Origin of the sequence: Flavobacterium daemonense (assembly GCF_007341385.1) — a bacterium.
In the GTDB taxonomy this organism is placed as follows: Bacteria; Bacteroidota; Bacteroidia; order Flavobacteriales; family Flavobacteriaceae; genus Flavobacterium; species Flavobacterium daemonense.
The window spans coordinates 1-23,583 of record NZ_VJYD01000020.1 but is presented as its reverse complement, the minus strand read 5'-3'; the positions used below and the strand labels follow the sequence as shown (position 1 = coordinate 23,583).

Annotated in this window: 28 protein-coding genes; 8 read left to right on the top strand and 20 right to left on the bottom strand. The window is 32.8% G+C overall.

The window, feature by feature from the left end; all coding sequences use genetic code 11:
• The first annotated feature begins 59 nt into the window (after nucleotides 1–59).
• From FND99_RS18930 to FND99_RS18920, 3 genes are all read left to right on the top strand, one after another.
• Nucleotides 60–842: a glycerophosphodiester phosphodiesterase family protein gene (locus tag FND99_RS18930; protein WP_144339499.1), complete on the top strand. Its 783-nt coding sequence runs from the start codon at nucleotides 60–62 to the stop codon at nucleotides 840–842.
• A gap of 31 nt (nucleotides 843–873) precedes the next feature.
• Nucleotides 874–2,790: a discoidin domain-containing protein gene (locus tag FND99_RS18925; RefSeq protein WP_144339498.1), complete on the top strand. Its 1,917-nt coding sequence runs from the start codon at nucleotides 874–876 to the stop codon at nucleotides 2,788–2,790.
• Nucleotides 2,791–3,089: 299 nt separating this feature from the next.
• Nucleotides 3,090–4,481 (top strand): M20/M25/M40 family metallo-hydrolase, encoded by a 1,392-nt coding sequence (locus tag FND99_RS18920; RefSeq protein WP_144339497.1) that lies wholly within the window; start codon nucleotides 3,090–3,092, stop codon nucleotides 4,479–4,481.
• A 70-nt stretch (nucleotides 4,482–4,551) separates the two neighbouring features.
• Here FND99_RS18920 and FND99_RS18915 read toward each other — a convergent pair whose 3' ends face one another.
• The 10 genes from FND99_RS18915 to FND99_RS18870 all read right to left on the bottom strand — a co-directional run bounded on the left by FND99_RS18915 (nucleotide 4,552) and on the right by FND99_RS18870 (nucleotide 11,690).
• A complete protein-coding gene (locus FND99_RS18915; RefSeq protein ID WP_144339496.1) occupies nucleotides 4,552–4,857 on the bottom strand; it encodes a hypothetical protein in 306 nt (101 codons plus the stop codon).
• Nucleotides 4,858–4,861: 4 nt separating this feature from the next.
• Nucleotides 4,862–5,314, bottom strand: coding sequence for a hypothetical protein (locus tag FND99_RS18910; protein ID WP_144339495.1), 453 nt, complete (start codon nucleotides 5,312–5,314; stop codon nucleotides 4,862–4,864).
• Between the two features lie 87 nt (nucleotides 5,315–5,401).
• A complete protein-coding gene (locus FND99_RS18905; protein ID WP_144339494.1) occupies nucleotides 5,402–6,079 on the bottom strand; it encodes a YiiX family permuted papain-like enzyme in 678 nt (225 codons plus the stop codon).
• A 166-nt stretch (nucleotides 6,080–6,245) separates the two neighbouring features.
• Nucleotides 6,246–7,151 carry a hypothetical protein gene (locus FND99_RS18900; RefSeq protein ID WP_144339493.1) on the bottom strand — a complete coding sequence of 302 codons (906 nt, stop codon included), beginning with the start codon at nucleotides 7,149–7,151 and terminating at the stop codon, nucleotides 6,246–6,248.
• Between the two features lie 19 nt (nucleotides 7,152–7,170).
• Nucleotides 7,171–7,989, bottom strand: coding sequence for a 3-deoxy-8-phosphooctulonate synthase (kdsA, locus tag FND99_RS18895; protein WP_144339492.1), 819 nt, complete (start codon nucleotides 7,987–7,989; stop codon nucleotides 7,171–7,173).
• Between the two features lie 353 nt (nucleotides 7,990–8,342).
• The gene (locus FND99_RS18890) at nucleotides 8,343–9,041 is read right to left on the bottom strand and encodes an arylamine N-acetyltransferase family protein (RefSeq protein WP_144339491.1); all 699 of its coding nucleotides are present in this window, start codon (nucleotides 9,039–9,041) and stop codon (nucleotides 8,343–8,345) included.
• Between the two features lie 535 nt (nucleotides 9,042–9,576).
• The gene (locus FND99_RS18885; RefSeq protein ID WP_144339490.1) at nucleotides 9,577–9,891 is read right to left on the bottom strand and encodes a hypothetical protein; all 315 of its coding nucleotides are present in this window, start codon (nucleotides 9,889–9,891) and stop codon (nucleotides 9,577–9,579) included.
• Nucleotides 9,892–9,917: 26 nt separating this feature from the next.
• Entirely contained in the window at nucleotides 9,918–10,370 is a 453-nt protein-coding gene (locus FND99_RS18880) for a 2-dehydro-3-deoxyphosphooctonate aldolase (RefSeq protein ID WP_144339489.1), read from the bottom strand.
• A 106-nt stretch (nucleotides 10,371–10,476) separates the two neighbouring features.
• The gene (locus FND99_RS18875) at nucleotides 10,477–11,154 is read right to left on the bottom strand and encodes a lysoplasmalogenase (RefSeq protein ID WP_144339488.1); all 678 of its coding nucleotides are present in this window, start codon (nucleotides 11,152–11,154) and stop codon (nucleotides 10,477–10,479) included.
• Nucleotides 11,151–11,690: a hypothetical protein gene (locus tag FND99_RS18870; protein WP_246074248.1), complete on the bottom strand. Its 540-nt coding sequence runs from the start codon at nucleotides 11,688–11,690 to the stop codon at nucleotides 11,151–11,153. Before FND99_RS18870 ends, FND99_RS18875 begins: the two co-directional genes overlap by 4 nt.
• An 82-nt stretch (nucleotides 11,691–11,772) precedes the next feature.
• On the opposite strand from FND99_RS18870, the gene FND99_RS18865 reads away from it, so the two are divergent.
• The 4 genes from FND99_RS18865 to FND99_RS18850 all read left to right on the top strand — a co-directional run bounded on the left by FND99_RS18865 (nucleotide 11,773) and on the right by FND99_RS18850 (nucleotide 14,756).
• Entirely contained in the window at nucleotides 11,773–12,699 is a 927-nt protein-coding gene (locus tag FND99_RS18865) for an IS1595 family transposase (RefSeq protein WP_144339487.1), read from the top strand.
• Nucleotides 12,692–13,702: a P63C domain-containing protein gene (locus FND99_RS18860; RefSeq protein WP_144339486.1), complete on the top strand. Its 1,011-nt coding sequence runs from the start codon at nucleotides 12,692–12,694 to the stop codon at nucleotides 13,700–13,702. Before FND99_RS18865 ends, FND99_RS18860 begins: the two co-directional genes overlap by 8 nt.
• Nucleotides 13,703–13,948: 246 nt before the next feature.
• Complete coding sequence (locus FND99_RS18855) at nucleotides 13,949–14,365, top strand: hypothetical protein (protein ID WP_144339485.1); 417 nt, start codon at nucleotides 13,949–13,951, stop codon at nucleotides 14,363–14,365.
• 4 nt (nucleotides 14,366–14,369) lie between these two features.
• Nucleotides 14,370–14,756 carry a hypothetical protein gene (locus FND99_RS18850; protein WP_144339484.1) on the top strand — a complete coding sequence of 129 codons (387 nt, stop codon included), beginning with the start codon at nucleotides 14,370–14,372 and terminating at the stop codon, nucleotides 14,754–14,756.
• 105 nt (nucleotides 14,757–14,861) lie between these two features.
• Here the strand turns inward: FND99_RS18850 and FND99_RS18845 are convergent, their stop codons facing one another.
• The 10 genes from FND99_RS18845 to FND99_RS18800 all read right to left on the bottom strand — a co-directional run bounded on the left by FND99_RS18845 (nucleotide 14,862) and on the right by FND99_RS18800 (nucleotide 22,376).
• Nucleotides 14,862–15,374, bottom strand: a complete 513-nt coding sequence (locus tag FND99_RS18845; RefSeq protein ID WP_144339483.1) for a hypothetical protein — start codon at nucleotides 15,372–15,374, stop codon at nucleotides 14,862–14,864.
• Between the two features lie 84 nt (nucleotides 15,375–15,458).
• The gene (locus FND99_RS18840; RefSeq protein ID WP_342777803.1) at nucleotides 15,459–16,253 is read right to left on the bottom strand and encodes a sterol desaturase family protein; all 795 of its coding nucleotides are present in this window, start codon (nucleotides 16,251–16,253) and stop codon (nucleotides 15,459–15,461) included.
• Between the two features lie 53 nt (nucleotides 16,254–16,306).
• Complete coding sequence (locus tag FND99_RS18835) at nucleotides 16,307–16,582, bottom strand: ATP-dependent Clp protease adaptor ClpS (protein ID WP_026729399.1); 276 nt, start codon at nucleotides 16,580–16,582, stop codon at nucleotides 16,307–16,309.
• 34 nt (nucleotides 16,583–16,616) lie between these two features.
• On the bottom strand, nucleotides 16,617–17,450 hold the full coding sequence (gene prmA, locus FND99_RS18830; RefSeq protein WP_144339482.1) for a 50S ribosomal protein L11 methyltransferase: 834 nt from the start codon (nucleotides 17,448–17,450) through the stop codon (nucleotides 16,617–16,619).
• 223 nt (nucleotides 17,451–17,673) lie between these two features.
• On the bottom strand, nucleotides 17,674–18,426 hold the full coding sequence (gene tpiA / locus FND99_RS18825; protein ID WP_144339481.1) for a triose-phosphate isomerase: 753 nt from the start codon (nucleotides 18,424–18,426) through the stop codon (nucleotides 17,674–17,676).
• Between the two features lie 50 nt (nucleotides 18,427–18,476).
• On the bottom strand, nucleotides 18,477–18,977 hold the full coding sequence (locus FND99_RS18820) for a TlpA family protein disulfide reductase (protein WP_144339480.1): 501 nt from the start codon (nucleotides 18,975–18,977) through the stop codon (nucleotides 18,477–18,479).
• 315 nt (nucleotides 18,978–19,292) lie between these two features.
• Nucleotides 19,293–19,748, bottom strand: coding sequence for a hypothetical protein (locus tag FND99_RS18815; protein ID WP_144339479.1), 456 nt, complete (start codon nucleotides 19,746–19,748; stop codon nucleotides 19,293–19,295).
• A gap of 76 nt (nucleotides 19,749–19,824) precedes the next feature.
• Nucleotides 19,825–20,484 carry a YqiA/YcfP family alpha/beta fold hydrolase gene (locus tag FND99_RS18810; RefSeq protein ID WP_144339478.1) on the bottom strand — a complete coding sequence of 220 codons (660 nt, stop codon included), beginning with the start codon at nucleotides 20,482–20,484 and terminating at the stop codon, nucleotides 19,825–19,827.
• 142 nt (nucleotides 20,485–20,626) lie between these two features.
• Entirely contained in the window at nucleotides 20,627–21,748 is a 1,122-nt protein-coding gene (locus FND99_RS18805; RefSeq protein ID WP_144339477.1) for a BT_3928 family protein, read from the bottom strand.
• A gap of 88 nt (nucleotides 21,749–21,836) precedes the next feature.
• The gene (locus tag FND99_RS18800) at nucleotides 21,837–22,376 is read right to left on the bottom strand and encodes a DUF1599 domain-containing protein (protein WP_115886753.1); all 540 of its coding nucleotides are present in this window, start codon (nucleotides 22,374–22,376) and stop codon (nucleotides 21,837–21,839) included.
• Between the two features lie 220 nt (nucleotides 22,377–22,596).
• Here FND99_RS18800 and folP point away from each other — a divergent pair, with 220 nt between their 5' ends.
• On the top strand, nucleotides 22,597–23,421 hold the full coding sequence (folP, locus tag FND99_RS18795) for a dihydropteroate synthase (RefSeq protein WP_144339476.1): 825 nt from the start codon (nucleotides 22,597–22,599) through the stop codon (nucleotides 23,419–23,421).
• The last annotated feature ends 162 nt before the right edge of the window (nucleotides 23,422–23,583 follow it).

Below are 23,583 nucleotides of genomic sequence, written 5' to 3'. Positions count from 1 at the left end.
AGCCCTTCATATGGAGGGCTTTTTTTCTAAAATAAATATTCTCTTTTAATTTTTTATCTATGAATACTTTTAAAATATCTCACACTTTTTCTCTACTCTTGTTAGTTGTTTTTGCTTCTTGCAATGCGCAGAAAAATGCGATTGTAGCACATCGCGGGGCTTGGAAAAAAAACAATTTTCCTGAAAATTCGATTGCTTCTTTAAGACATGCAATTGATCTGAAATTGGACGGGTCAGAATTTGACGTTTGGAGAACTGCGGATGATTCGTTAGTAATCAATCACGATGCACATTTCAACAAACTCTTGATCGAACAAACAAATTATGCCGATTTGATGAAGTTTAAATTATCAAATGGCGAAAAGCTTCCAACGCTTTATGAATATATTTCAGAAGGAATAAAAAACAATAAACACACACTTTTAGTTTGCGAAATAAAACCTTCGGAAATAAGCAAAGAACGAGGGCAAAAAACAGCAGTAATGACGGTTGAAGTCATCAAGAAACTGAAAGCCAATAAAAAAACATGCTATATAAGTTTTGATTACGATATTCTGAAACAAATTAGAGCTATTGATTCAAAAACTTCGCTGCAATATTTGGAAGGAAATAAATCTCCAAAAGAAGTTAGAGCAGACAAAATCAATGGCGTTGATTATCATTATTCTGTTTTTCAAAAACACCCAGAATGGATACAGGAAGCAAAGGACAATAAAATCATCCTAAACGCTTGGACTGTTAATGATGCAAAAGATATGGATTGGATTATCGCTCAGAAATTCAATTACATAACAACAAATGAACCCGAACTTTTAAAGGAAAGAAAAGAGATTAAGAACTAATCTTTTTAAGCTTTACTAAAGAAATCTAACCATGAAAAAGATATATAAACAACTTACGCCGATCTTGTTTTCGATGTTTTTCGGAGGCAGTCTTTTGGCACAAAATTCTGGTAAAACAGAATGGTTTGATCCTGCAAAACCCGCAACAACATATTGTAATCCAGTTAATATTGGGTACAATTTCACCACACACAATCACAATGGAATTCCTGAATCTCGACGCTCAAGTGCTGATCCTGTAATCATTACGTACAAGGGAGAATATTATTTATTTGCCACAAATCAAGCAGGTTTCTTTTGGAGCAAAGACATGTCGGATTGGAAATTTGTGTACGGAAGTTTTCAAAGACAACCGGGCGACGATGACCAATGCGCACCTGCAGCTTGGGTGGTAAACGATACGTTGTTTTACGTTGGTTCAACTTGGAAAAGAGATCATCCAATTTGGAAAACGGCTGATCCAAAATCAGGAAGATGGACACGTCACGTTGATAAAGCTATGTTGCCGACTTGGGATCCAGCGATTTTTCAAGACGATGACAAAAAAGTATATATGTACTACGGTTCAAGCGGAAAATTACCTCTTGTGGGAACAGAAGTTGATTATAATACTTGGCTTCCAAAGGGGAATCAAGCGGATTATGCACAATTATACAAAGCGACAGAAGTCGAAGATATTCAGCGCCCTTACGGACAAATAAAAGAAGTTGCAATTTTAGATCCGTCATCTCACGGGTGGGAACGTTTTGGACCAAATAATGATATGGAACCTGCACCTTGGGGAAATTTCATTGAAGGTGCTTGGATGACGAAACACAATGGAAAGTATTATATGCAATACGGAGCGCCGGCAACGGAGTTTAAAGGTTATGCAAATGGAGTTCATGTAGGAGATAATCCGCTAGGGCCTTTTATGTATCAAAAACACAATCCGATGTCGTATAAACCTGGTGGCTTTGTAATTGGAGCGGGTCACGGTAATACTTTTGCAGATATTTACGGAAATTATTGGAACACAGGAACCTGTAAAATCTCAATAAAAGACCGTTTTGAGCGTCGTATCGATATGTTTCCCGCCGGATTTGATAAAGATGATGTAATGTATTCAATTACAGCTTACGGAGATTTCCCAATTGTGCTTCCAACGGGCGAGCGCGATCAAACAAAAGGCGTTTCATCTGGTTGGATGTTGCTTTCATACAAAAAGCCTGTAACTGTTTCTTCTTCTGAAGAATGTATGGAAGTTGAAACGCACAGAATGGATAACGGAGGGAAAAAAGTCTATGAGAAATTCTGTTACGGAGCTGAAAATTTAACCGACGAAAATATCCAAACCTACTGGTCTGCAAAAACTAGCAATCCTGGCGAATGGCTTCAAATGGATTTGGGAAGACAAATGGAAATTAAAGCGCTTCAGATTAATTATGCGGATCATAAAGCAACGCAATATAACAAGGCGATGGATATTTATTACCAATATAAAATATTCATGTCTGATGATGCTGTAAATTGGACTTTGGTTGTCGATAAATCTAAAAATGATAAAGATGTTCCGCACGATTATGTAGAGCTTACAAAATCAATCAAAGCGCGTTACATCAAAATGGAGAACATTCACAACGCATCGGGATTGTTTGCAATATCAGATTTCAGAGTTTTTGGAAATGGTTTGGCAGAAAAACCCAAAGCAGTATCTTCTTTTAAAGTAGATCGAAACAAAACTGATTCACGCAACGCCATGATTTCTTGGAAAAAGCAAAATGATGCCGTTGGTTACAATATTTATTACGGAATTGCCCCTGATAAATTGTACAACAGTATTATGGTTTACGGCGACAAATCATATGATTTTAGAGGTCTGGACAAAGGGACAAAATATTATTTCACCATTGAACCTTTTAATGAAAACGGAATTGGTACAAGAAATAAACTGATTGAGGTGAAATAATTTTCATTGAACAAAAAAAGTCAAACACAAATTCCACAAATTCGCACAAATTAATTTGCGAAAATTTGTGGAATTTGCGGTTATTAGAACTTTGTAATCTTGTAAAATATAAGCCTATTAATCAAACTTATTGACTTCAAGTTTGGATTGGTTTATTAATTAAAATATTAAAAGCTCTAATTGTAAGTTTGAAGAATTACAATTAGAGCTCTTTTTTTGAAAAAAGACTACGAAAAAAATTCTGACAGGTCTGAAGAATTTTGTTCCTTTGCTAAACAACCCAAAATGCTATAAAAACAATGAAAAAAACGATTCTTTTAACTGCTTTAGTTTTAAATGGATTGACCGCATCTTTTGCACAGTCAAATGATGAAAAAAACATCAAATTATTTTATAAAAAAGCCTTGACCGAAGCTAAATGTTATTCTTGGTTAGAATATCTTTCAAATGATATCGGAAGCCGTTTATCTGGTTCTAAAGGTGCTGCTGAAGCAGTTGAATACACAAAAAGACAACTAGAAGGTCTAGGTCTTGACAAAGTATATCTTCAAGAAGTTATGGTTCCTCACTGGGTTCGCGGTGAAAAAGAAACAGCTTTTATTCAAGATGGAAAAGTAAAAACTGCTGTGCCAATTTGTGCTTTAGGAGGTTCTGTTGCAACTCCAAAAACTGGAATTACGGCAGAAGTAATCGAAGTGCAAAGCCTTGACGAATTAAAAGGACTTGGCGACAAAGTAAAAGGTAAAATTGTGTTTTTTAACCGACCAATGAATCCTGAAAACATTGGAACTTTTGATTCTTATTCTGCTGCAGGAGACCAAAGAAGAAGCGGTGCAAAAGAAGCTGCTAAACTTGGTGCAGTTGGCGCAATTGTTCGTTCGTTAAACTTGCGTCAAGATGATTTTCCTCATGCAGGGGCGCAAAGCTATGGCGATTTACCAAAAGAACAATACATTCCGGCTGCTGCAATTAGTACAAATGGAGCTGAATTATTGAGCAAAACATTAAAAGCAAATCCCACGTTAAAATTCTATTTCAAACAATCTTGCGAAACTTTGCCTGATGCATTATCATATAATGTAATTGGAGAATTGACAGGAACGGTAACTCCAGAAAATGTTTTGGTTGTTGGCGGACACTTGGATTCTTGGGATTTGGCAGACGGTTCTCATGACGATGGAGCAGGAGTGGTGCAAAGTATGGAAGTAGTTCGTATTTTGAAAAACTTGAACTACAAGCCAAAAAATACAATTCGTGTTGTATTGTTTATGAATGAAGAAAACGGTGGAAAAGGCGGTGCAAAATATGAAGAAGTTGCAAAGCAAAAGAACGAGAACCATATTTTTGCTTTAGAAAGTGATTCAGGCGGATTTACGCCAAGAGGATTCTCAATCGAAGCTGATGACGCAAACTTCAAAAAACTGCAAGGATACAAAGATCTTTTTGAGCCTTATTTAATTCACAGTTTTGTAAAAGGACACGCAGGATCAGATATTGAGCATTTAACTTCAAAAACGATTGTAAAAGCAGGTTTACAGCCAGATTCACAACGTTATTTTGATTACCACCACGCTGCAAATGATAAATTTGATGCCATCAATAAAAGAGAATTAGAGCTTGGTGCTGCAACAATGACATCATTGATTTATTTAGTAGATCAAAACGGAATTGTACTTCCAACTGCAAACTAAAAATCTTTATAAGCTGAACAAAAAGCTATGAGTTTATGCTCATAGCTTTTTTTTGCCGAATATTTCCAAACTAAGATTTGACCACAATCAAATAATAAAAATAGGTTATGGGAATGTTTGAAAGCAGTAGCAAGATTTTAAAGCAAATATCTTTTCGGTATTGTGGCAAATGAATAAATCTTTCCGTTAAATGGAAAACCATAATACTGTTTAGAATTATAGCCGAAAAAGCAAATGGCCACGCAATAACAAGAAAATTGGAGCTTTCGTTGGTCAAAATAAAAAGTATAAAGAATACAGTACTCATTATAAAAGTTCCGATTGCTAATTCGATAGATTGCTTTTCTTCAAAAGCTTTTTTATAATTTGTTTTCATAAGTTTAGATATTAAATGCTTCTTGAATAGTTGTAATGGGCAGGAACAACATTTTTGAAAAGTCCAGATGATGAAATGCAAAAGCGCGTTTTCCTTTTTTAAATTGGCGAATGAAATAGGAAATTTGTTTTGGATAAAAAATAGTTCCTGATGCAATAACAGCGAACAGATACAAGCTTTTTTTTCCATTTCCTAAAAGATAATATTGCATTCCTATTTCTTCGTAAACCGAAATTCCTGTCTTGGTTAAAACATGAATTATATCATGATCTTCAAGTTTTTCCTGAATGTCAAAATGATATTTGTACAAGAAATTCCCTAATCCATATCCCAAGCTATTTTCAGGATAATTCATTAATTCCGATTTATTGATTTGCCAAGGTTCGTTTTTTTTGAAATATTTTTGATATGGTTTTTTAGAACATTCATAAAGTTTTTCAATTAAATAATCTCTCATAAAATATATTTTAAAAAGTTCTTTGAATTTCAAAGTAAAAAAGAAAATAAAAAAGCTAATTGTGTTTTGAATTAGCTTTGTCTATTTTTAATACGTGTCAATTACCGTTTTTAATAACTCAGAATCAGAAAGGTCGGAGGGAGCGACAACTTTTTCTTCAAGCGGAATTTCATTCCCATATCGTTCCTTTAAAATTTTTTCGACTCTTGGATCTTTCAAATTAAAATCTTTTAATTCCCTAAGTTTTGAAAGTTCGATACCGGCAGCATTTTTATAAATTTTCCAAACTAGTTCCGAACAATAAATTCGATTGTCTGTCCATTCAAAATAAGCATCATATTCTTTTCCATCAAATTTTTGGCTGTAATCTTTCATTTTTTCAAGAACATTCGGAGTCAAAATTTTCTCTGAATTCTTTAGTCTTTTTACAACATATTTATTGTCTTTTCCATGTTGGATCCATTCATCAAAAGGAGTAAGTTTAACGGGTTGTACAGCTTCAAAAACAAACCAATTTCCGTTTATATTGTAGATTATCCCACAATGTGAAAATTTTGAATTAGTAGCAATTCGAACCGCTTCGCATTGAGGTGACTGCGAAGTTTGAAATATAATGTCTCCATCTTGAATTTTATCTGCAGAAGTTTTTTTTGCTTTTGAATCAGAAAATGGATTATTAGGAAACACCTTCATTGCTACAAATAATGCACAGCCAAAACTCAACAAGAAAGTAATAATCAGGAAAATATATTTTTGCTTTTTCATATTTTAGAGAATAAATAAAAAGTACTTTGAAGTACAAAGTAAATAATAAAAAAATTAGCTGCCAAATAAATGACAGCTAATTTATATTAAATAGTAAGTAAAATGTAATCTCGCGTTTTAAAGCCTCTAGTCCTTTTGACTTTAAGACTTTACACTTTCGACTTGCTTAAATTCTAAAAATACCGCCTACCGCAATAATTCTCTGAAAGAATAAGAAATGCTGTGTCGCTTTATCATCGTTGCTAATCGTAGTTCTAATATCTTTCATATCGATATAACCACCTTTTAACTCACCTTGAAGGTAAAAATGTTTAAAGAAAGTAAAGTTTAATCCCGCTTTTGCAGAAACCCCAAATCCAGAAATATGGAAATCATCATGACGCTCCATTCCTAATAAAGTTGTATTTGTTTTTGGATACAAAACTCCGCCTCCAATACCTTCAGTTAAGTTGATTTGAACTTTGTCAATATTTGGCAAACCAAACCATTTCGAAATATCGTCATGTCTAGAAACCTCTGTATTGATATAGTTCAAACCATCTGTATGCTCGTACATCAAAAAAGCAGGAGGATTTCCTTGTGCAACGCCTTTGTCGTAACCACCTTCGATAGCGCCATTTTGAGACATATCAACAGGAGTGTTATTATACGTTCCGTTGTAGTAAGATCCCGGTTGATCAGCAGGTAAATTGATATAACCAGTAACGTTTGCAATTTGATTTTGAGTCATTACATATTTCATGTGATCCCAGCCAATAGCAACACTGTAATGATCGTTGATGAAATATCCCATTCTAAAGTTAGTTTGAGGAATTGTCATATTTGCCGGATTCACATAATCAATATGGTATCCTTTTGGTTTATCATGAGCAGAAATGTCAGCAACCGAAAAGTTGTAATCTTTTCCTCTGAAATTTACATCAGATTTTGTGTAGCTGTCTCTGTTTCCTCCCCATGAAACAAAGAATTTACCTTTGTTATGAGCCGTATATTTTTCTACCGGAATTTCACTCTGTGCAAAAGTGTTTAAAGAAACACAAGTCAGAAGGAAAAATAAAATTTTTGTTTTCAAAGAACTTAGTATTATAAATTTAGAATGAGTTAACTGTTTTTCTAATAGCCACTAATTTTGTCATCAGGCCTTCAAAATAGTCTAAATGAAGCATGTTAGCGCCATCGCTTTTTGCATTTGCAGGATCAAAGTGCGTTTCGATAAAAATACCATCAACACCAACAGCGATACCCGCTTTGGCAACTGTTTCGATCATATCAGGTCTTCCTCCAGTTACACCAGCAGTTTGATTAGGCTGTTGCAAAGAATGTGTCACATCCAGAACCGTAGACGCATATTGCTGCATAGTAGGAATTCCTCTAAAATCAACAATCATGTCTTGGTAGCCAAACATAGTACCGCGATCTGTAACCATAACATTCTCATTATTACAGTCTAATACTTTTTGAACCGCATGTTTCATGCTCTCCGGACTCATAAATTGTCCTTTTTTCAAGTTTACTGTTTTTCCAGTATTTGCTGCCGCCACAACAAGATCTGTTTGGCGAACTAAAAACGCAGGAATTTGTAAAACGTCAACATATTGAGCTGCCATGTCAGCATCTTCATTTGTGTGAATATCAGTAACGGTTGGAACATGAAAAGTCTCCGAAACTTTTCTTAATATTTTTAAAGCTTTTTCATCTCCAATTCCAGAAAAACTGTCGATTCTAGAACGGTTTGCTTTTTTAAAAGATCCTTTAAAAACATAAGGAATCTTAAGATTGTCGGTAATACCAACTAATTTTTCAGCAATTCTAAGAGCCATTTCTTCTCCTTCAATAGCGCAAGGTCCCGCCAATAAAAAGAAATTCCCGCTGTCAGTATGCTTAATTTGTGGAATATGTTGTAGATTCATAAAGTTATTTTTTAGCAGTGCAAAGGTAGTTATGATTTATGAATACCACATGAAGATTTAAGATTATTTTAAGAAGCTGATCCTGCTATCCGCTGTAATCTTTTTCTCTAAAACCTTTTTTTATTGGTCATTGCAGGAGCTTCCTCCGGTCGCTCTGCAAAAACCATAAAAAATAGGTTTTCTCAAAAAAGGATTTCCGCTTCTATCAGGGCTAGAAGTTTAGTGGAATTTAGAAAATTTAAGTTAATTTAGATTTTAAGATAAATTTTTCAAATTAAACTCCGTTTCAAGAACAGTTTTTAAATCACCATCCTCAAAATAAATAATTTCGGTTTTGCCGTCGCTTACAGATTTTACCGAATTTTTAAATAATATTTTTTTCCCAATGGATTTTGTAAAACTACAATCAAGTTTTGCGTAAAAAACGAATCGGGATGCGAATAATTATAATAATTGGCAGGCTTAAAATCAATCCATCTTTGCGGAGAGAGATTAAATGAATATAAATTCGACCATTCTTTTCCCATTAAAATTTGAAGCAGATATTCGTCATCTTCGGTTTTAGTCAGCATAAAAGTATCCCAATCATGCTGGATTTCCTTTCCAATTTCGCTCAATTTTAAAGGTTCGCGAATACTATTGCCGCCAAAACCCAAATCGATTAAATAATCTTCGTTTTCAATAGTAGCAATAATCCCAAAATGCGTTTTTGCATTCTCCCCCGGATTCACCATTGGCCGTGCCGCAATATAATAATGCGGAAGCCCGATTTCTTGCAATGCCAAAGAAAATATCCCGTTAATCTGATAACAATAACCGCCACGTTTTTTATGGATAATTTGATCTACAATATCATCGCCAGCAAGCGAAATGATTTTACCGGCCTGTACATCAATATTTTCAAAAGGAACGCTGAACAACTGCGATTGCATTAATTTTTTGATTCCTGTAAAATTCAATTCAATTTCGCCAGAAAAATTTATTCTGTTTAAATACTGCTGTAAATTGAAATTTGTGGCTTCAATTTTATAGTGAGTTTTTGATTGTTGCATTGTAATTTAATTTTAATGTAAAGTTACAAATTCTAATATTGAGGAAACATTCTGCTGTTTGATTGGGAATTTAGATTAGTTATTGCCAATCTGCATTTGATGTTTTTGATAAAATCTCCAAAAAAGAAGCTGTCCAATAAAAAATAAAATGTTGATGCAAATATTCAGAAATACAATAATTTGGATGTTATTTATAAGACTTTCTGGATTTGTAGAACTGAAATTAAGCAGATTATAAAGACTAAATTTCCCAATAAAAATAGCTGGAATTGTTAGCGAAAAATGAATTAAAAATTTTTTAAGATTTATTTCGGAAGCACTTTTTGAAAGTTTCCAATAAAAAAAAGTTGTTATAAAAAGAATTAAAAACTTACTTGAATTTGAAATAATTTGCCCAGGAATAATAGTTGTATGCCAACCCGGAATAATTGAATAAACTGAATCAGAATTGATAAGGAAAATAAAAATGTAATAAGGAAATGTGGTTACGCATAAAAATACAAAAATTACAAAAGCTGTTTTTGTCCTGATCATTTTACTTCTCGTAAGATTTTTTTATAAAATATTGCACTATAATAACAATGATAAGCAGTATTGTAAATAAAAACGAAAAGAAAAATATTCCAATCATTCCCATTCCGCATCGATATGGTTGCCCTTGAAGGCTTTCAGTAAAATTATATGAAGCAATAAAGTAAGCTAAAATTGATAATACAAATTGCAAAAACAAACTGATCAAAGAAATAGTTCCAAATTTTAATGAAATACTTTCGCCAATTGCTTTTCGCCCGCATATCAATTGAAAAAATAAGGGTAATAGAATTAAAATTAATGGAGATATTCCGTACATAGTTAATTATTTCTATTCTTTAAGAATTACTCTTTCTTCAATCCCAATCCCATCGGAACCATTAAAATTCCTTTTTCATAAATATTCAAATACAGCTTGATTGGCTTTTTTTGCCCATTCCAAGTTAATTCATAAACGTTTAAAAATCCGGCTCCCATATCGCTTCTTTTGGTTGGAAAAGGACAACAAGTTTCCAAGCGTTTATAAGTGATTTTTTCTCCGTTTGGACCAGCAAGAGCATTTAGAAAACGAGTTTCGTTTAATGCCTCGTCTTTGGTGTTTCTAAAGAAAATATTTATTGGGTAATCAGGATCGTAGCCGTATCTTTTGTCTTTAGCAAAAAGGGTGATAGCAAACGTATTGTCTTTCTTCAAAATTAAATCAGGAGCATTATCATCAACATTTTTTAATGTCGATTTAGTACTCACGCACGAAGTTGCGGTGATTAATAAAATTAAAAAGAAGGTTATTTTTTTCATTGTTTATGCGTTTTTGGTCATGCAAATTTAATAGGTTTTTTTATCACTCCCGATAGCTATCAGTTAAATGATGAAAAGTTTAAAACTTAAAATCGATTTAAAAACGTTATTCAGCCTTTTTCGGATTCAGTTTTAATATACCAACCACAATCAGATATTGTGCCACAAGGTATGTGAGCATGATAAAAAACGAACTTTTTTCAATTGGCGAATAGAATTTGTTAACGGCCAAAATACTGTCTGAAAGGACAAAAAAGGCAGCTCCAGAGAAAACATATAAATTTCCAGGTTTTTTCCAGATCAAATAGCCATTAAAAGCAAATAAAAGCATTATTGAAATGACACTTGCATACACAATTACCGGAATTTTTAAAGCGCCTAAAGAAGGCAACAGAAAAGACAGCATTCCAATTAAGTATAAACCAATTACAACACTTCCAATACCAAAACGAACTAAGTTTCTTTTGATTTCGCCTTTATTTTGTTTGTTGAATAAGACACAATAGGCAACGTGCGAAGTTAGAAATGCTACCAATCCTAGAATAAAATAGATTTCTCCTAAATCTGTAAAGAGCAAAATAACGTCACCAATCCATGAAAATAGAAGTGCAAGAAGCAGAATGTTTTTTGTTGGAAAATTTCGGTAAAAATAAACTCCAAAACTTAGTAAGGGAATCAGAATTGGCTTTAAAAATAAATCTAGATTTTCGTAGCCTAAAAATATAACAAGCAGATAAACAAAACAAAAGGCGCTATAAATTTTAAAATAAGTAGAGTTTCTCATAAATGGTTAAGTAAATTAGCGGTTTGGGTCATTGGTTTTTTAAAATCTATAGCAACAAAGTAAATTGTGGTTAAAAACGATAAAGCCAAGTAGGCCAAAATTATATAATTTCCGGCTGAAAAAATAGTATTTAAACCAAACCAGTCGCCAAAATACAATATAATTCCTGATGCAACTGCAAAACGCAATCCTTCCCAAAAAATGGCATATTTATTTTTGTCCATCAATTCAGTATAACTGTAAATGGTGATCAAAATAAAAAAGCCGTAGATAAAGATATTTGGCAGACCAATTTTTGCAATATTGTCAAACAGATAACTTACGAACAAAAGCGTAATTAACATTTGTACAACCGACCAATAAATAAGTTTTTGAGAGTTTTGAGTGCCGTATTTGTCAAAATTAAAAACATTTTCAATTTTGTTTACAGGATATTTTTCTTCAAAATTTTCGGGACGCCATCCTGTTGGTTTAAACCAGATGGTAAATTTGTCTTTCCAGTTTTCGGCACGCCAAGCATCTTTAATTAATGGCAAGTATATACAATTTTACAGTAAAATAAATTAGGTTTACTGTAACTAACTACTTATATTTGTAATATCAAAAACAAGCTTTATCATGTTTAATAAAGAAATCAAATCAGTACTAGATTTAATCAAGGCTTTTCCTGATGAACAGACTTGTATAGATCATTTAGAGATGTTACGTTGGGATCGCGAAGTTGTCAGTCCTTTCGATGCTAGTTCTAAAGTCTATAAGTGTAAAGGTAATAAATACCAATGCAAGAACACAGGAAAATACTTTAACGTCAAGACTAATACTATTTTCGACAACACTAAAATTGAACTGCAGAAATGGTTTTTAGCAATTTGGTTAGTTACTTCATATAAGAAAGGTATTTCTTCTATACAATTATCCAAAGAGTTAGATATTACTCAGAAATCGGCTTGGTTCTTATTACAACGTATTAGAAACTGTTTTGGGATTGATGATGAAGAGCAATTAGATGGAATAATTGAAGCGGACGAAACTTTTGTCGGCGGTAAGAATAAGAACCGCCATAAAGATAAAAAAGTAGAACAATCACAAGGGCGAAGCTTCAAAGACAAAACTCCTGTATTAGGTTTGTTACAACGTGATGGAACAGTTAGAGCGTTTGTTATTCCCGATACTAAATCCAAAACTATTCAGCCTATAATTCTAAAACACGTTCAAAAGGATAGTGTTTTCATATCTGATGAATGGCACGGTTACAGAGGCTTGCATAGTCATTTCGACCACCATGTTGTTGACCACGGAAAGAAACAATATGTTGATTTCAATAATTCAGAAATCCACAGCAATAGCATTGAAGGGTTTTGGGGAATCATGAAACGTGGTTATAACGGAATCTATAATTGGTGGTCGAGAAAACACATGCAAAAATATGTTGACGAGTTTGTTTTCAGATTTAATAACAGAAAAACTACGCAATTTGATAGATTTACTATCTTGCTCTCTAATATGGAGAATCGTATAACTTATAAAGAACTAATCAATGGATAACAAAATTTCACATGAAGGCGAATTAGACCTAAATGGTTTTAAAATACCTTGTTATGTTTTAGAAAATGGCGAGAGAGTTCTGTCTACTGCTGGAATGCAAAGAGCATTAGGATTAGAGACAGAAGCAAACCAACGTTCGTCGGGAAGATTAGATGAAATACTATCCTCAAAAGCTGTAAGTCGTTTCATATCAACGGATGAGGATTCGGCGAAATACAATTCTGTAACGTGTTATCAAGGAAAGAAGAAGATTAGTGCTTATAAGGCTGTTATTTTACCTGAAATATGTGAAACCATGTTAAAAGTAAGGGATTATGCAAAGTCTAATGGCGAATATCTTGGAAGTAGGCAATTATCGGTTATAGAGCATGCAGATATACTTATTAGAGCTCTGGCAAGAGTTGGTATTATTGCTCTTGTTGATGAAGCTACAGGATACCAATATGAAAGGGAAAAAGATGCTTTACAAGTAGTTTTAAAAGCATACATAAATGATGAGTTGCTTAAATGGCAGCAAAAGTTTCCAGATTCATTTTATTTCGAGATTTTCAGACTAAACAAATGGGATTATACTGTAAGCGGAATCAAGAAAAGACCGGGAGTAATTGGAACTTGGACAAACGAATTAATTTACAAACAGCTTCCAAAAGGAGTTTTAGATGAATTAAAGACTAAAACTCCTAAGAGTGAATCCGGAAACTATACCGCTAGATTTTTTCAAAGCTTAACGCCAGATATTGGACATCCCGCATTAACTGCTCAAATTTACAAAGTGATTGGTATTATGAGTGTTTCTAACACATGGGAAGAGTTTAAGAATAGTTTTAACAGAATGGTCGATAGAGCTAATGGACAGATAGAATTGAATTTCGACGAAATAGAAAGTTCTATAGAACAAGAAAAAACATCAAAACCAAAATTAGAGAAACTTTCATCGTTTAACCAAAAGCTAAAACAAGGATTAGAATTTAATCCAAAAGAAGAGAAGAAAAAGAAGGAATAGATTTATATATTTGTTCTCGAAATAAAATATAGCGTTAGCTGTTTTTTCGTGTCAGAAATTCCGAAAATTTTAAACACACACCGAAAAAATAAGACTGATGCTCATGCTATGGCGTGGGTATTTGTGACTTGTTTATGTGTGTGGGCCCTCGGAAGCCTCTGACTGATACTAGCTTGCAAACCCACGCTTGTTATTTATAACTAACTTCACTTTGGGTTTAAGTGGAACAAACTTAAATCTAATTAAATGAAACATTTAAATCTTTTCGTTGTATTAACATTTTGCTTCTTAGTATTCAATTCTTGTTCAAGTGATGAAGAAAAACCTAAGCAAAACAATTCATTCTCATTAGTTGGCGATTGGTACAATTACAAACAATCAAAATTACGTGTAGATGCCGGTGTTCCAGCCGTAATTACTACATGTGGAACTGCAGGCTCTGGATTTGATTGTAATCTCGCATTAACTTACTACTCTGATGGAACTGGTAAAATTCAGCCACAAGGATATAATTTTACCTATTCATATATTGATGGCATTTACAAGGCAAATGGTACTATTTTTAAACTTTCCGTTATTAATAAAGATGAATTTTCTACATCTTCAAGAGTAACTCAACAAGGAGTTTTGTATGAGAATACCTTGTTTTATAAAAGAAAATAGATACATGAAGAATTTATTACTTTGGATTATAGCATTTCCTTTTGCTATAATAGCTAGTTCCTTAATTTCATCCGCCTACTCTTACATTGTAAGTTTAGTTATTTCAGAGCCTAAATTATTTACAATATTCGGTACATATATTCAGTTTTTTGCTCAGGGAATATTATTTGTAACGATAGTTTATTTCATTGTACCTAATTATAAATTGAAGTCTGCATTTGTTGCTTTTTTCGTGTTTACCGCTATTATGCTAGTTTCAGAATTTTATTTAAAGAAATTGTATTCAGAGCCATTGGAAATAACAAAAATGTGCATCTCTATAGCTGGTTCGTTGCTAGGATATTATAATATGACAGTAATGGGAAAAGCAGATAAATCAGAACAAAAATAAATAACTCGAAAGCCTCACTATAAGTGAGGCTTTTTTAATATCACATGGTCAATCATTCTACCATTTTTAAGTGAGTGAATAATTAAAAAATCTTAGTTATGTTTACTATTTACTACCTTCTTTTGTTTTCTCCCGAACGTAAAGAGTATCGACAACTTTTACGGGAGGATAAGTCGAAATTTTTGGGGATTCGTATGAAGTATTTTGTTTGGCTTCTCCCATTTTGGGTTTTATTTTGGAGCTACTGGATTTTTGATCTTGGCTATTGTATTCTGAATAAAATCTTAGAACTTCTATAAAACCGCCAAAGGCAGATAAAATTAGTATTGGCCAAAATAGCCAATATTTCAACCTCGATATTAAGCCCTCATAATACTCTTTCCTATCTAAGTTTTTTTGCCTTTTATTTTTTGCTTTAATATATGCTTTCCAGCTACCATTTTGCAGAACTTCTTGTCCTAACGCAGTGGGTTCATATATTTCAGCACGAGGAGTAATCAAATACCCTTTGCTTTTTAAAATAGCTGTACATTTTATTTGCTCAAAATTTGTAATTGGATTACAACTTCCTGTTCTTAGAATAATATCAAATATTTCTTCGGCAACGTCGTCATTCATAAATGAATTTTATTAGATTAAATTACATCTCTAAATATAATAAAAAACAATTAAATTTAACATTTCTTCGAAAGCCGTAGAAATTCACTGTAAACTAATATATACATACCTAATTAATAATGTCAAATGCTGAAAATTGATTTTTACAGGATTCCAAGTATTTGCTGGTCTTGTAATGCCAAAAACAGGCGGAACATCATCCATTTCAGCCTGAAAAGTTCCGAAAAGCTTATCCCAAAAAATGAAAATCTGAGAATGATTTTTATCTAAATATTCTGGATTGATAGCATGATGCACGCGATGATGCGAAGGCGTTACGATAATATGCTCCAGAAATCCCATTTTTTTGATGTGTTTGGTATGATACCAAAACTGTAAAAATAAGTGGAGTGGAAGCGTAATAGCAATTATAGATGCAGGAACGCCAAGCAATGCAGCAGGAATAAGCAAAAAGGTAAACAGATTGACCAAACTTGCAATTGGCTGACGAAGTGCACACGCCAAGTTAAATTCTTCACTGCTGTGATGAATGGCATGTTTGTTCCAAAGAAAATTGATTTGATGTGCCAAACGATGGCTCCAATAACCATAAAAATCAATCACAAAAAAAGCGATGATATAGGAGAGGACACTTGGTTCTAAATGCTGCAGCGCAATTTTTGAAACCAGCCATTCATAGGAAAGAAAAGTAACACTAAGCCCCAAAACATCTTTAACAGAATTCGTGATTCCAGAGCTGATACTCGATACGCTGTCTATTAAGGGCGCGGTATCGTTTTTTATATAAATGCCATATAACTTTTCTATCACGATTAAAGTTAAAAAAACCGGCATGGCAATAAATGAGTATTTTCCCGTATTCTTCCATAAAAAAAGCATTCTATTTTATTCAAATATAAAATAAAATAGAATGCTTTTTAAATTATTTGCAATTAAACAATTTCTGCGCTTAATCCGGCTTCTAAAAGTTGTGTGCATTGCGGTTTTAACTTGTCAAGCGGACCAGTTTTTACGGTGCATTTTCCGTTGTAATGTACAATTAACGAACATTGTTCTGCTTGTTCTGCCGTGTGGCTGCAAACACGCATTAAAGTATCAATTACGTGATCAAAAGTGTTTACATCGTCGTTATAAACTATGATTTCGTTATTGAAAACGGTTGCTTCCTTTTCGCGAACTCTTTCTCTTACTTTTTCTTTAGTACTCATCTTGTCTAGTTTTTGTACTTGTAATTACTTATAACTAATTTACGTATTTTAATGAAACCCAATTGTTTCGCTGGAATTTTTTAACATAAGTCAATCCTTTTTCAACGCAAGAAGCATCGATAAACGGAATATCTTCTTCATAAAAACCGCTGAATAAAATAATTCCTTTTGGATTCAAACTGTCAACATAAGCCTGCATGTCGTTCAATAGAATATTTCTGTTGATGTTAGCAATAATCAGGTCGTATTTTTTTCCGGCTAATAAAGCAGCATCGCCTTCGTAAACAGAAATATGCTTGCAGTTATTGCGTTCGGCATTTTCGATAGAATTCAAATAACACCAGTTATCAATATCAATTGCATCAATTGGCTCAGCACCTTTCATTTCGGCTAAAATAGCCAGAATCGCAGTTCCACAACCCATATCAAGCGTTTTCAAACCTTTGACATCCATTTCTAATAGATGCTGAATCATCATATGTGTAGTTTCATGATGTCCGGTTCCAAAACTCATTTTTGGTTCTATTACAATATCAAATTCGGCATCTGTTTTTGGGTGAAAAGGAGCGCGAACATGACATTTTCCGTCAACGTCAATTGGTTCAAAATTCTTTTCCCATTCTTCGTTCCAGTTTACCTGATCGATTTCTTCAATGGTATATTCAATTTTAAATTCTTCCGATTGTAAAATATAAATATCATCTAGGATATTCTCAACCCATAAATCCTTTTTCACAAAAGCAGAAATCCCGCTTTCAGTTTCTGTAAAACTTTCAAACGCTTTTTCGCCCAATTCAGCCACTAAAATTTCTGATCCCAATTCTTTCGGCTCAATTGTAAAATGATATCCTAAATATATATTTGACATAAATAATTTTTTTTTGCAAAGGTAAGAATACAAAGTAGAAATTGCTTATAAATCTATGAGAACATTGATAATTTAAGAATAATTTAAAATATAAAAAAAGCGATGCATTTAGCATCGCTCTATGTTTTTAGCCACAGATTAAAAGGATTTCCAAAGATTTTTTTTGGACTACTTTAAAAAATCCAATTAATCCTTTTAATCTGTGGCTAGAAAAAAATGTTTTTTAGATAGCTGTTACAATTGCTAAGAAATCGTCAGCTTTTAAAGCAGCGCCTCCAATTAAACCACCATCTACGTCTGGTTTAGAGAAAATTTCTTTAGCGTTTTCTGGTTTAACAGAACCACCGTATAAAATAGAAACTTCATCAGCAATTTCAGCTCCAAAAGCTTTGCGGATAACTTCTCTGATAAATTCGTGCATTTCTTGAGCTTGTTCTGGCGAAGCAGTTTCTCCCGTTCCAATAGCCCAAACTGGCTCATATGCTAAAACAACATTTGACCAAGATTCTTTTGAAATTTGGAACAATCCGTCACGTAATTGGTTTTCAACAATGTTGAAATGATTTCCAGATTGACGATCTTTTAATTCTTCTCCAAAACAGAAAATTACTGTCATATCATGTTTCAAAGCAGTATCAACTTTGTTAGCGATTAATGCATCTGTTTCATGGAAAATAGCTCTACGCTCAGAGTGCCCAAGAATTACTGTATTAACGCCAATACTAGTCAACATATCTGCAGAAATTTCTCCTGTAAAAGCACCACCTTCAGCTTGGTGAACATTTTGAGCAGAAACTCCAATAGTTGTATTTTTTAATTTTGTGGCAGCAGCTTGTAAGTTTACAAACGTTGGCGCTACAATAACTTGTGCAGTAGTTTGTGCTGGTATTTTAGTGATTAATTCGCTTAATAATTCTTCAGTTTGAGCTGCGTTTTTATGCATTTTCCAGTTTCCTGCAACAATCTTTTTTCTCATTTTGGTAGTTTTTATTATTCTTTTAATTTTTTGTTTTTAGTGGCAATTTTTTATGCTTGTTTTAAGCCTTTTAAAGCTTCATTGATTTTATCAAAATCAGTTTCAATAGCACGGTAAAGCACTATATTTCCTTTTTTATCAACTATAATGTAACGTGGAATCCAATCTAAGTCGATTGCTTTTCCGAATAAGCCTTTCATTCCGTCGTTCATCATGTAATGATCGCCTTTTAATTCATGTTTTTCAATTCCGGCTTTCCATTTGTCAGCTGTTTTATCTGCAGAAATGAACAAATACGAAACATCAGGATTATTTGCTTGAAGCTCTTTTACTTTTGGCATTGCTTTTACGCAGTCGCCGCACCATGACGCCCAAACTTCGATAACTAAAGTTTTTCCTTTGTATTTTTTCAGAATGCTTTTAAATGCTACCTGACTATCATTTGTCGCTAATAATTTTTCAGATAAAGCTTCTTTTGAAAATTCTTTTTTCTGTGCCTGAGAACATGAAAATGTAATAAACGCAATAACGACTAGGGCTAATTGTTTCATATTATATTTAAATTATTTTTATTAAGTACTGAATTCACAAAGTTAAACAAACAAATTGAATGCCAAATGGAGATTAACAAAATTTGAAGAGTCGTTTGATTTGTAACAATACGTGAAATTTTGGTTAGAAAAAACAGAATGAAATCGTAATAGTTGGTACAAAAAAGTAGAGATTATTTGAAATTGTTTTTTTAAAGATGAAAAAAGAATTGGATTTTTATTTTTTGAAACTGTTTTTGAAGAAAAAAAACGTCAATGTTTTGCTTTTTTTGAACAAAAAAGGAACCTAAAATTAAGTTCCTTTTTTAATATATTTTAAATCTTCGTGTCAACTAAAATTTTATAAACTCCTCGAGTTTGATCTAATTGAAAGGTTGCATTTTTTATTTGAAAATCTTTGTATTCTGTATGTGAACATTTACCACTAATTCTATTTGCTTGTACATGAAATTCAAAAATACTTTTTCCAGCAATATTTACGGAATAATTTATGGTTTCGGTTTTCCACCCAATACTTTCAATTCTAATTATATTATAGTTGTTCTCAGAAAAAAAATTGAATTCGATATTTTTCCCAGAATCATCTAAGTCTTTTACTGTAATGTCACTGCTTTTGTAAGTTCCGTTGGTAAATAAATTTTCTCCCGTTGTTTTATCTACAAGTTCAAAAGAGAAGCCTTCTGGGGGTGTAAAACAAGAAATAGAATCATTGCTGCATCCATAAGAAATAACGGCCAAGAAAATAAAAATAAACTTTGTTATAATTTTCATAGTAAAAAATTGGTTAGGCTTTTTTCAAATGTAAGAATTATATTCTGATTTAAATATTAAGTTTTGATTATGAATTTTAGTTTAAATCATAATTTCCATTTGCCCATTTCTTGCAAGGAATAATCCATAAATCCAAAGCTTTGTATAAAAAGCCATGTTTAAGCCCCGTATTGAGTTCGATTTCTTTAAAATGATTTATTTTAAGTTTCGAAGTTTCTTTTCTTTTGATTGCCGAAACACCGTAGACATCTGATTTTTCATAAATAGTTAATATGTTTCCACAGAAGTTGATTTCTGGAGCCTGTTCAATATCAACATCTCTAAAACATCCAATAAAGACAAAATTCACATCTGGATTTGCTAAATAAGTAGAAGTATATTGTGCAATATAACCACCTTTTGAGGTTCCGATAACGGTAATTTTATTTGGAGAAACTCCGTCTTTAATAAGTTTTTTAATTTGCTTTACAATCTTTTGCGCATATTCAGCGGCATTTGTATTTTTCTTTCTTATTTCACTGAAAACAATAAAGTTGTCTTTTTTAAATGAAGCTAAAATTTCGTTATATTCTGCTTTTCCATATTCAGGATGGGGAACATTTAACGGATTTTGTTCAATATATGCATTGTGGAGAAAAAAGATATAGCGTTGGTCTTTATTGTCTTGAGCTGAAACAAGAACGCTGAAAAATAGAAGTAGCAAATAAGGCGAAAAAAACTTTGGTAATTGTTTCATAAATATGGTTTGTTTTGGATAATTTTCAAACCAAATATAGGTAAAAACAATTGTGGAATTTAAAAATTTTCTTATAAAAAAAACGCCGATATTTCTTGAAGAAGAATATCGGCGTTCATAACTATTTTAAGTTTTTATTTTTTTAAATCCCGTAAGCAACATCTGATAATTTCAAATCATCAACATCATTATAATGTACTTTTTGAACAATTGTTCCTTTGTGAAGTACGACAATGCTTGGATTTGCTCTTTCAATTGTTTTTAAAGCTGTTGCATCACAGAAATAAAAATCAATATCTAAATTATATTGTTTTTTAGCTTTTGCAATTTCATCGGCTCCAGAAGCGGTCATGCCAATTACTTTGTAACCTTTTGCTTTTGCGTCTGCGCTTACTTTGGCTAATTTTTTCATTCCGTCAGGATTAGATAAAGCCAGATCATAGGTTACAAAAACTAATAATTTTGGTTCTTGCAATAATTCTGCTTTGTAATCAGAATCATCTTTCGTCATGGTAAAATCATGAATTGGAGGTGTATAACCTTCAGTAATCACTTTGTCTTTTCTGTCAACAAAAGTAGCGCCTTCAGGAATTTTCATTAAATCTTTTTCAGTAAATTCTTTATCAATTCCATTTACTTTATAAATGAAAATCATTTCAACAACTGATTTTGGAGCGCCTTCTGGAATTTCCATCCCTTTCTCTATGTTTGTCCCCACTTTATACGGACGGAAATCTTTAATTGGATTGTGGTTTAAAACCCAAACAGCCATAAAAACGCATAAAATAATGCTGATTAGAGCCAGTATATTGGTAATCATTTTTGAAAATAAAGGCCTTACTAATTTTTTATTGGTGAATAAGATCACAATAAAGAAAAGCAAAACAACATCTTTTGTAAATGACTGCCAAGGTGTTAAGTGTAAAGCATCACCAAAACAGCCACAATCTTTTACTACATCAAAATAAGCAGAGTAGAAGGTAAGGAATGTGAAGAAAACAATTAATAAAAGTAGCGCCCAAATGGTCAATTTTGATTTATAGCCAAGCAACAACATGACACCCAAAACTACTTCTAGAATCACTAAAAATATTGCTAACCCTAAAGCAAGAGGCTCTAAAAAAGGCATATTGAAAACCGGCTCGCTAAAATATTCGGCTAATTTATAAGAGAAACCAACAGGATCATTTAGTTTGATTAATCCAGAAATGATAAATAAAACACCGACAAATAATCGGGAGAATTGGGTAATGATGTTTTTCATGGTAATTTATTTGGGATTGTCATTGGCCCGAATTTCACGAATCTCCACGAATTAATTTGTGAAAATTTGTGAAATTAGTGGCTAACTATTATTTAATTGGATTGAGAATTAGAGCAAAAACAGCATAATTAATCATATCCTGATAATTTGCGTCGATTCCTTCAGAAACTAAAGTTGCGCCTTTATTGTCTTCGATTTGCTTTACGCGAAGAAGTTTTTGCAGAATCAAATCGGTTAATGAACTAACACGCATATCACGCCACGCTTCACCGTAATCGTGATTTTTGGCTTCCATTAAATCTTTGGTAAGCTTCACTTTTGCATCATATAATTCGGTTGCTTTTTCAACGTCCAAATCCGGCTGATCAACAACGCCCAATTCTAACTGAATTAAAGCCATGATTGAATAATTGATGATTCCTATAAATTCTCCTTTTTCATCTTCATCAACTTTACGGACATCATTTTCCTGTAAACTTCTGATTCGTTGTGCTTTTATGAAAATTTGGTCAGTCAATGACGGAAGTCTTAAAATTCTCCATGCGCTGCCGTAATCTTTCATTTTATTGATAAATAAAGTACGGCAAACCGTAATTACATTATCAAATTCAAGGGAAGTATTCTTCATTTATTGCTGTATATTTGCTTAAATTTTTTCAAAAATAAGGATAATTTTTTAAGAGTTTCAAGTTTCATGTTCTCTTTGTTTCAAGTTTTTTCTAAACAAAGTGTTAACGGTTATGACTTGAAACTGAAAAATGTTTCAAGTTTCAGGTTTCAAGTTGCAAGTTCTGGAACTTGTGCAATCTATGTCAACTTGAAACTTGAAACCTGAAACAAAATAAACAATGACGATTAACTGCAAAGGCGAACTTATAGATTTATCGATTCCGAAAGTAATGGGAATTTTGAATGTTACGCCAAATTCTTTCTTTGATGGAGGGAAATACAAAAACGAAGAAGAGATTATTTCTCAAGTCGATAAAATGCTTTCTGAAGGAGCAACATTTATTGATATTGGGGCATATTCAAGCAAACCAAGCGCCGAATTTGTCAGCGAACAAGAAGAAATCGACCGAATTGTTCCCGCAATAGAATTGATTTTAAAGCATTTTCCTAAAACATTATTGTCAATCGACACTTTTAGAGCCGAAGTTGCGAAAGCAAGCATCGAAAGTGGCGCGGCGATTATAAATGATATTGCGGCGGGAGAACTGGACGAAAAAATGTTTGAGGTTATTGCGAAATATAACGTTCCATACATCATGATGCACATGCGTGGCAATCCGCAGACGATGCAGAGTTTGACGCAATATGATGACATTGTAAAAGAAATGCTTTTTTATTTTTCAGAAAAAGTAAAAAAGGCAAGAAGTCTGGGAATTAATGATTTGATTCTTGATCCAGGTTTTGGTTTCGCCAAAACAACGGATCAAAATTATGAAGTCATGCAAAAAATGGAACTTTTTAATTTATTGGAATTACCTGTTTTAGCTGGTATTTCTAGAAAATCAATGATTTATAAAACGCTTAATATTACGCCACAAGAGGCCTTAAACGGAACAACGTTTTTAAATACGATTGCGCTGACAAAAGGCGCAAAGATTCTGCGTGTTCATGATGTGAAGGAAGCGGTGGAATGTGTTAGTTTGTTTAATAAATTAGGTTTGTAATCGTCTATTTTGTCATTTCGACGAAGGAGAAATCTTCGCAAGTAGCTCGACAAAGATTGGCGAATTTTTATACGGAGTTTCTTGCGGAGATTCCTCGTTCCTCCTTTAGATTTGTTTTTTGAAATTTTGAGTAGATTTATGATTGAGAAAGGAAGCAAAAGT

Bases quoted from the DNA above. Each gene is read 5' to 3' on its own strand.
- FND99_RS18930 (WP_144339499.1), top strand. From the start codon at position 60: ATGAATACTTTTAAAATATCTCACACTTTTTCTCTACTCTTGTTAGTT.
- FND99_RS18925 (WP_144339498.1), top strand. From the start codon at position 874: ATGAAAAAGATATATAAACAACTTACGCCGATCTTGTTTTCGATGTTT.
- FND99_RS18920 (WP_144339497.1), top strand. From the start codon at position 3,090: ATGAAAAAAACGATTCTTTTAACTGCTTTAGTTTTAAATGGATTGACC.
- FND99_RS18915 (WP_144339496.1), bottom strand. From the start codon at position 4,857: ATGAAAACAAATTATAAAAAAGCTTTTGAAGAAAAGCAATCTATCGAA.
- FND99_RS18910 (WP_144339495.1), bottom strand. From the start codon at position 5,314: ATGAGAGATTATTTAATTGAAAAACTTTATGAATGTTCTAAAAAACCA.
- FND99_RS18905 (WP_144339494.1), bottom strand. From the start codon at position 6,079: ATGAAAAAGCAAAAATATATTTTCCTGATTATTACTTTCTTGTTGAGT.
- kdsA (WP_144339492.1), bottom strand. From the start codon at position 7,989: ATGAATCTACAACATATTCCACAAATTAAGCATACTGACAGCGGGAAT.
- FND99_RS18890 (WP_144339491.1), bottom strand. From the start codon at position 9,041: ATGCAACAATCAAAAACTCACTATAAAATTGAAGCCACAAATTTCAAT.
- FND99_RS18885 (WP_144339490.1), bottom strand. From the start codon at position 9,891: ATGTACGGAATATCTCCATTAATTTTAATTCTATTACCCTTATTTTTT.
- FND99_RS18880 (WP_144339489.1), bottom strand. From the start codon at position 10,370: ATGAAAAAAATAACCTTCTTTTTAATTTTATTAATCACCGCAACTTCG.
- FND99_RS18875 (WP_144339488.1), bottom strand. From the start codon at position 11,154: ATGAGAAACTCTACTTATTTTAAAATTTATAGCGCCTTTTGTTTTGTT.
- FND99_RS18865 (WP_144339487.1), top strand. From the start codon at position 11,773: ATGTTTAATAAAGAAATCAAATCAGTACTAGATTTAATCAAGGCTTTT.
- FND99_RS18860 (WP_144339486.1), top strand. From the start codon at position 12,692: ATGGATAACAAAATTTCACATGAAGGCGAATTAGACCTAAATGGTTTT.
- FND99_RS18855 (WP_144339485.1), top strand. From the start codon at position 13,949: ATGAAACATTTAAATCTTTTCGTTGTATTAACATTTTGCTTCTTAGTA.
- FND99_RS18850 (WP_144339484.1), top strand. From the start codon at position 14,370: ATGAAGAATTTATTACTTTGGATTATAGCATTTCCTTTTGCTATAATA.
- FND99_RS18845 (WP_144339483.1), bottom strand. From the start codon at position 15,374: ATGAATGACGACGTTGCCGAAGAAATATTTGATATTATTCTAAGAACA.
- FND99_RS18840 (WP_342777803.1), bottom strand. From the start codon at position 16,253: ATGCTTTTTTTATGGAAGAATACGGGAAAATACTCATTTATTGCCATG.
- FND99_RS18835 (WP_026729399.1), bottom strand. From the start codon at position 16,582: ATGAGTACTAAAGAAAAAGTAAGAGAAAGAGTTCGCGAAAAGGAAGCA.
- prmA (WP_144339482.1), bottom strand. From the start codon at position 17,450: ATGTCAAATATATATTTAGGATATCATTTTACAATTGAGCCGAAAGAA.
- tpiA (WP_144339481.1), bottom strand. From the start codon at position 18,426: ATGAGAAAAAAGATTGTTGCAGGAAACTGGAAAATGCATAAAAACGCA.
- FND99_RS18820 (WP_144339480.1), bottom strand. From the start codon at position 18,977: ATGAAACAATTAGCCCTAGTCGTTATTGCGTTTATTACATTTTCATGT.
- FND99_RS18815 (WP_144339479.1), bottom strand. From the start codon at position 19,748: ATGAAAATTATAACAAAGTTTATTTTTATTTTCTTGGCCGTTATTTCT.
- FND99_RS18810 (WP_144339478.1), bottom strand. From the start codon at position 20,484: ATGAAACAATTACCAAAGTTTTTTTCGCCTTATTTGCTACTTCTATTT.
- FND99_RS18805 (WP_144339477.1), bottom strand. From the start codon at position 21,748: ATGAAAAACATCATTACCCAATTCTCCCGATTATTTGTCGGTGTTTTA.
- FND99_RS18800 (WP_115886753.1), bottom strand. From the start codon at position 22,376: ATGAAGAATACTTCCCTTGAATTTGATAATGTAATTACGGTTTGCCGT.
- folP (WP_144339476.1), top strand. From the start codon at position 22,597: ATGACGATTAACTGCAAAGGCGAACTTATAGATTTATCGATTCCGAAA.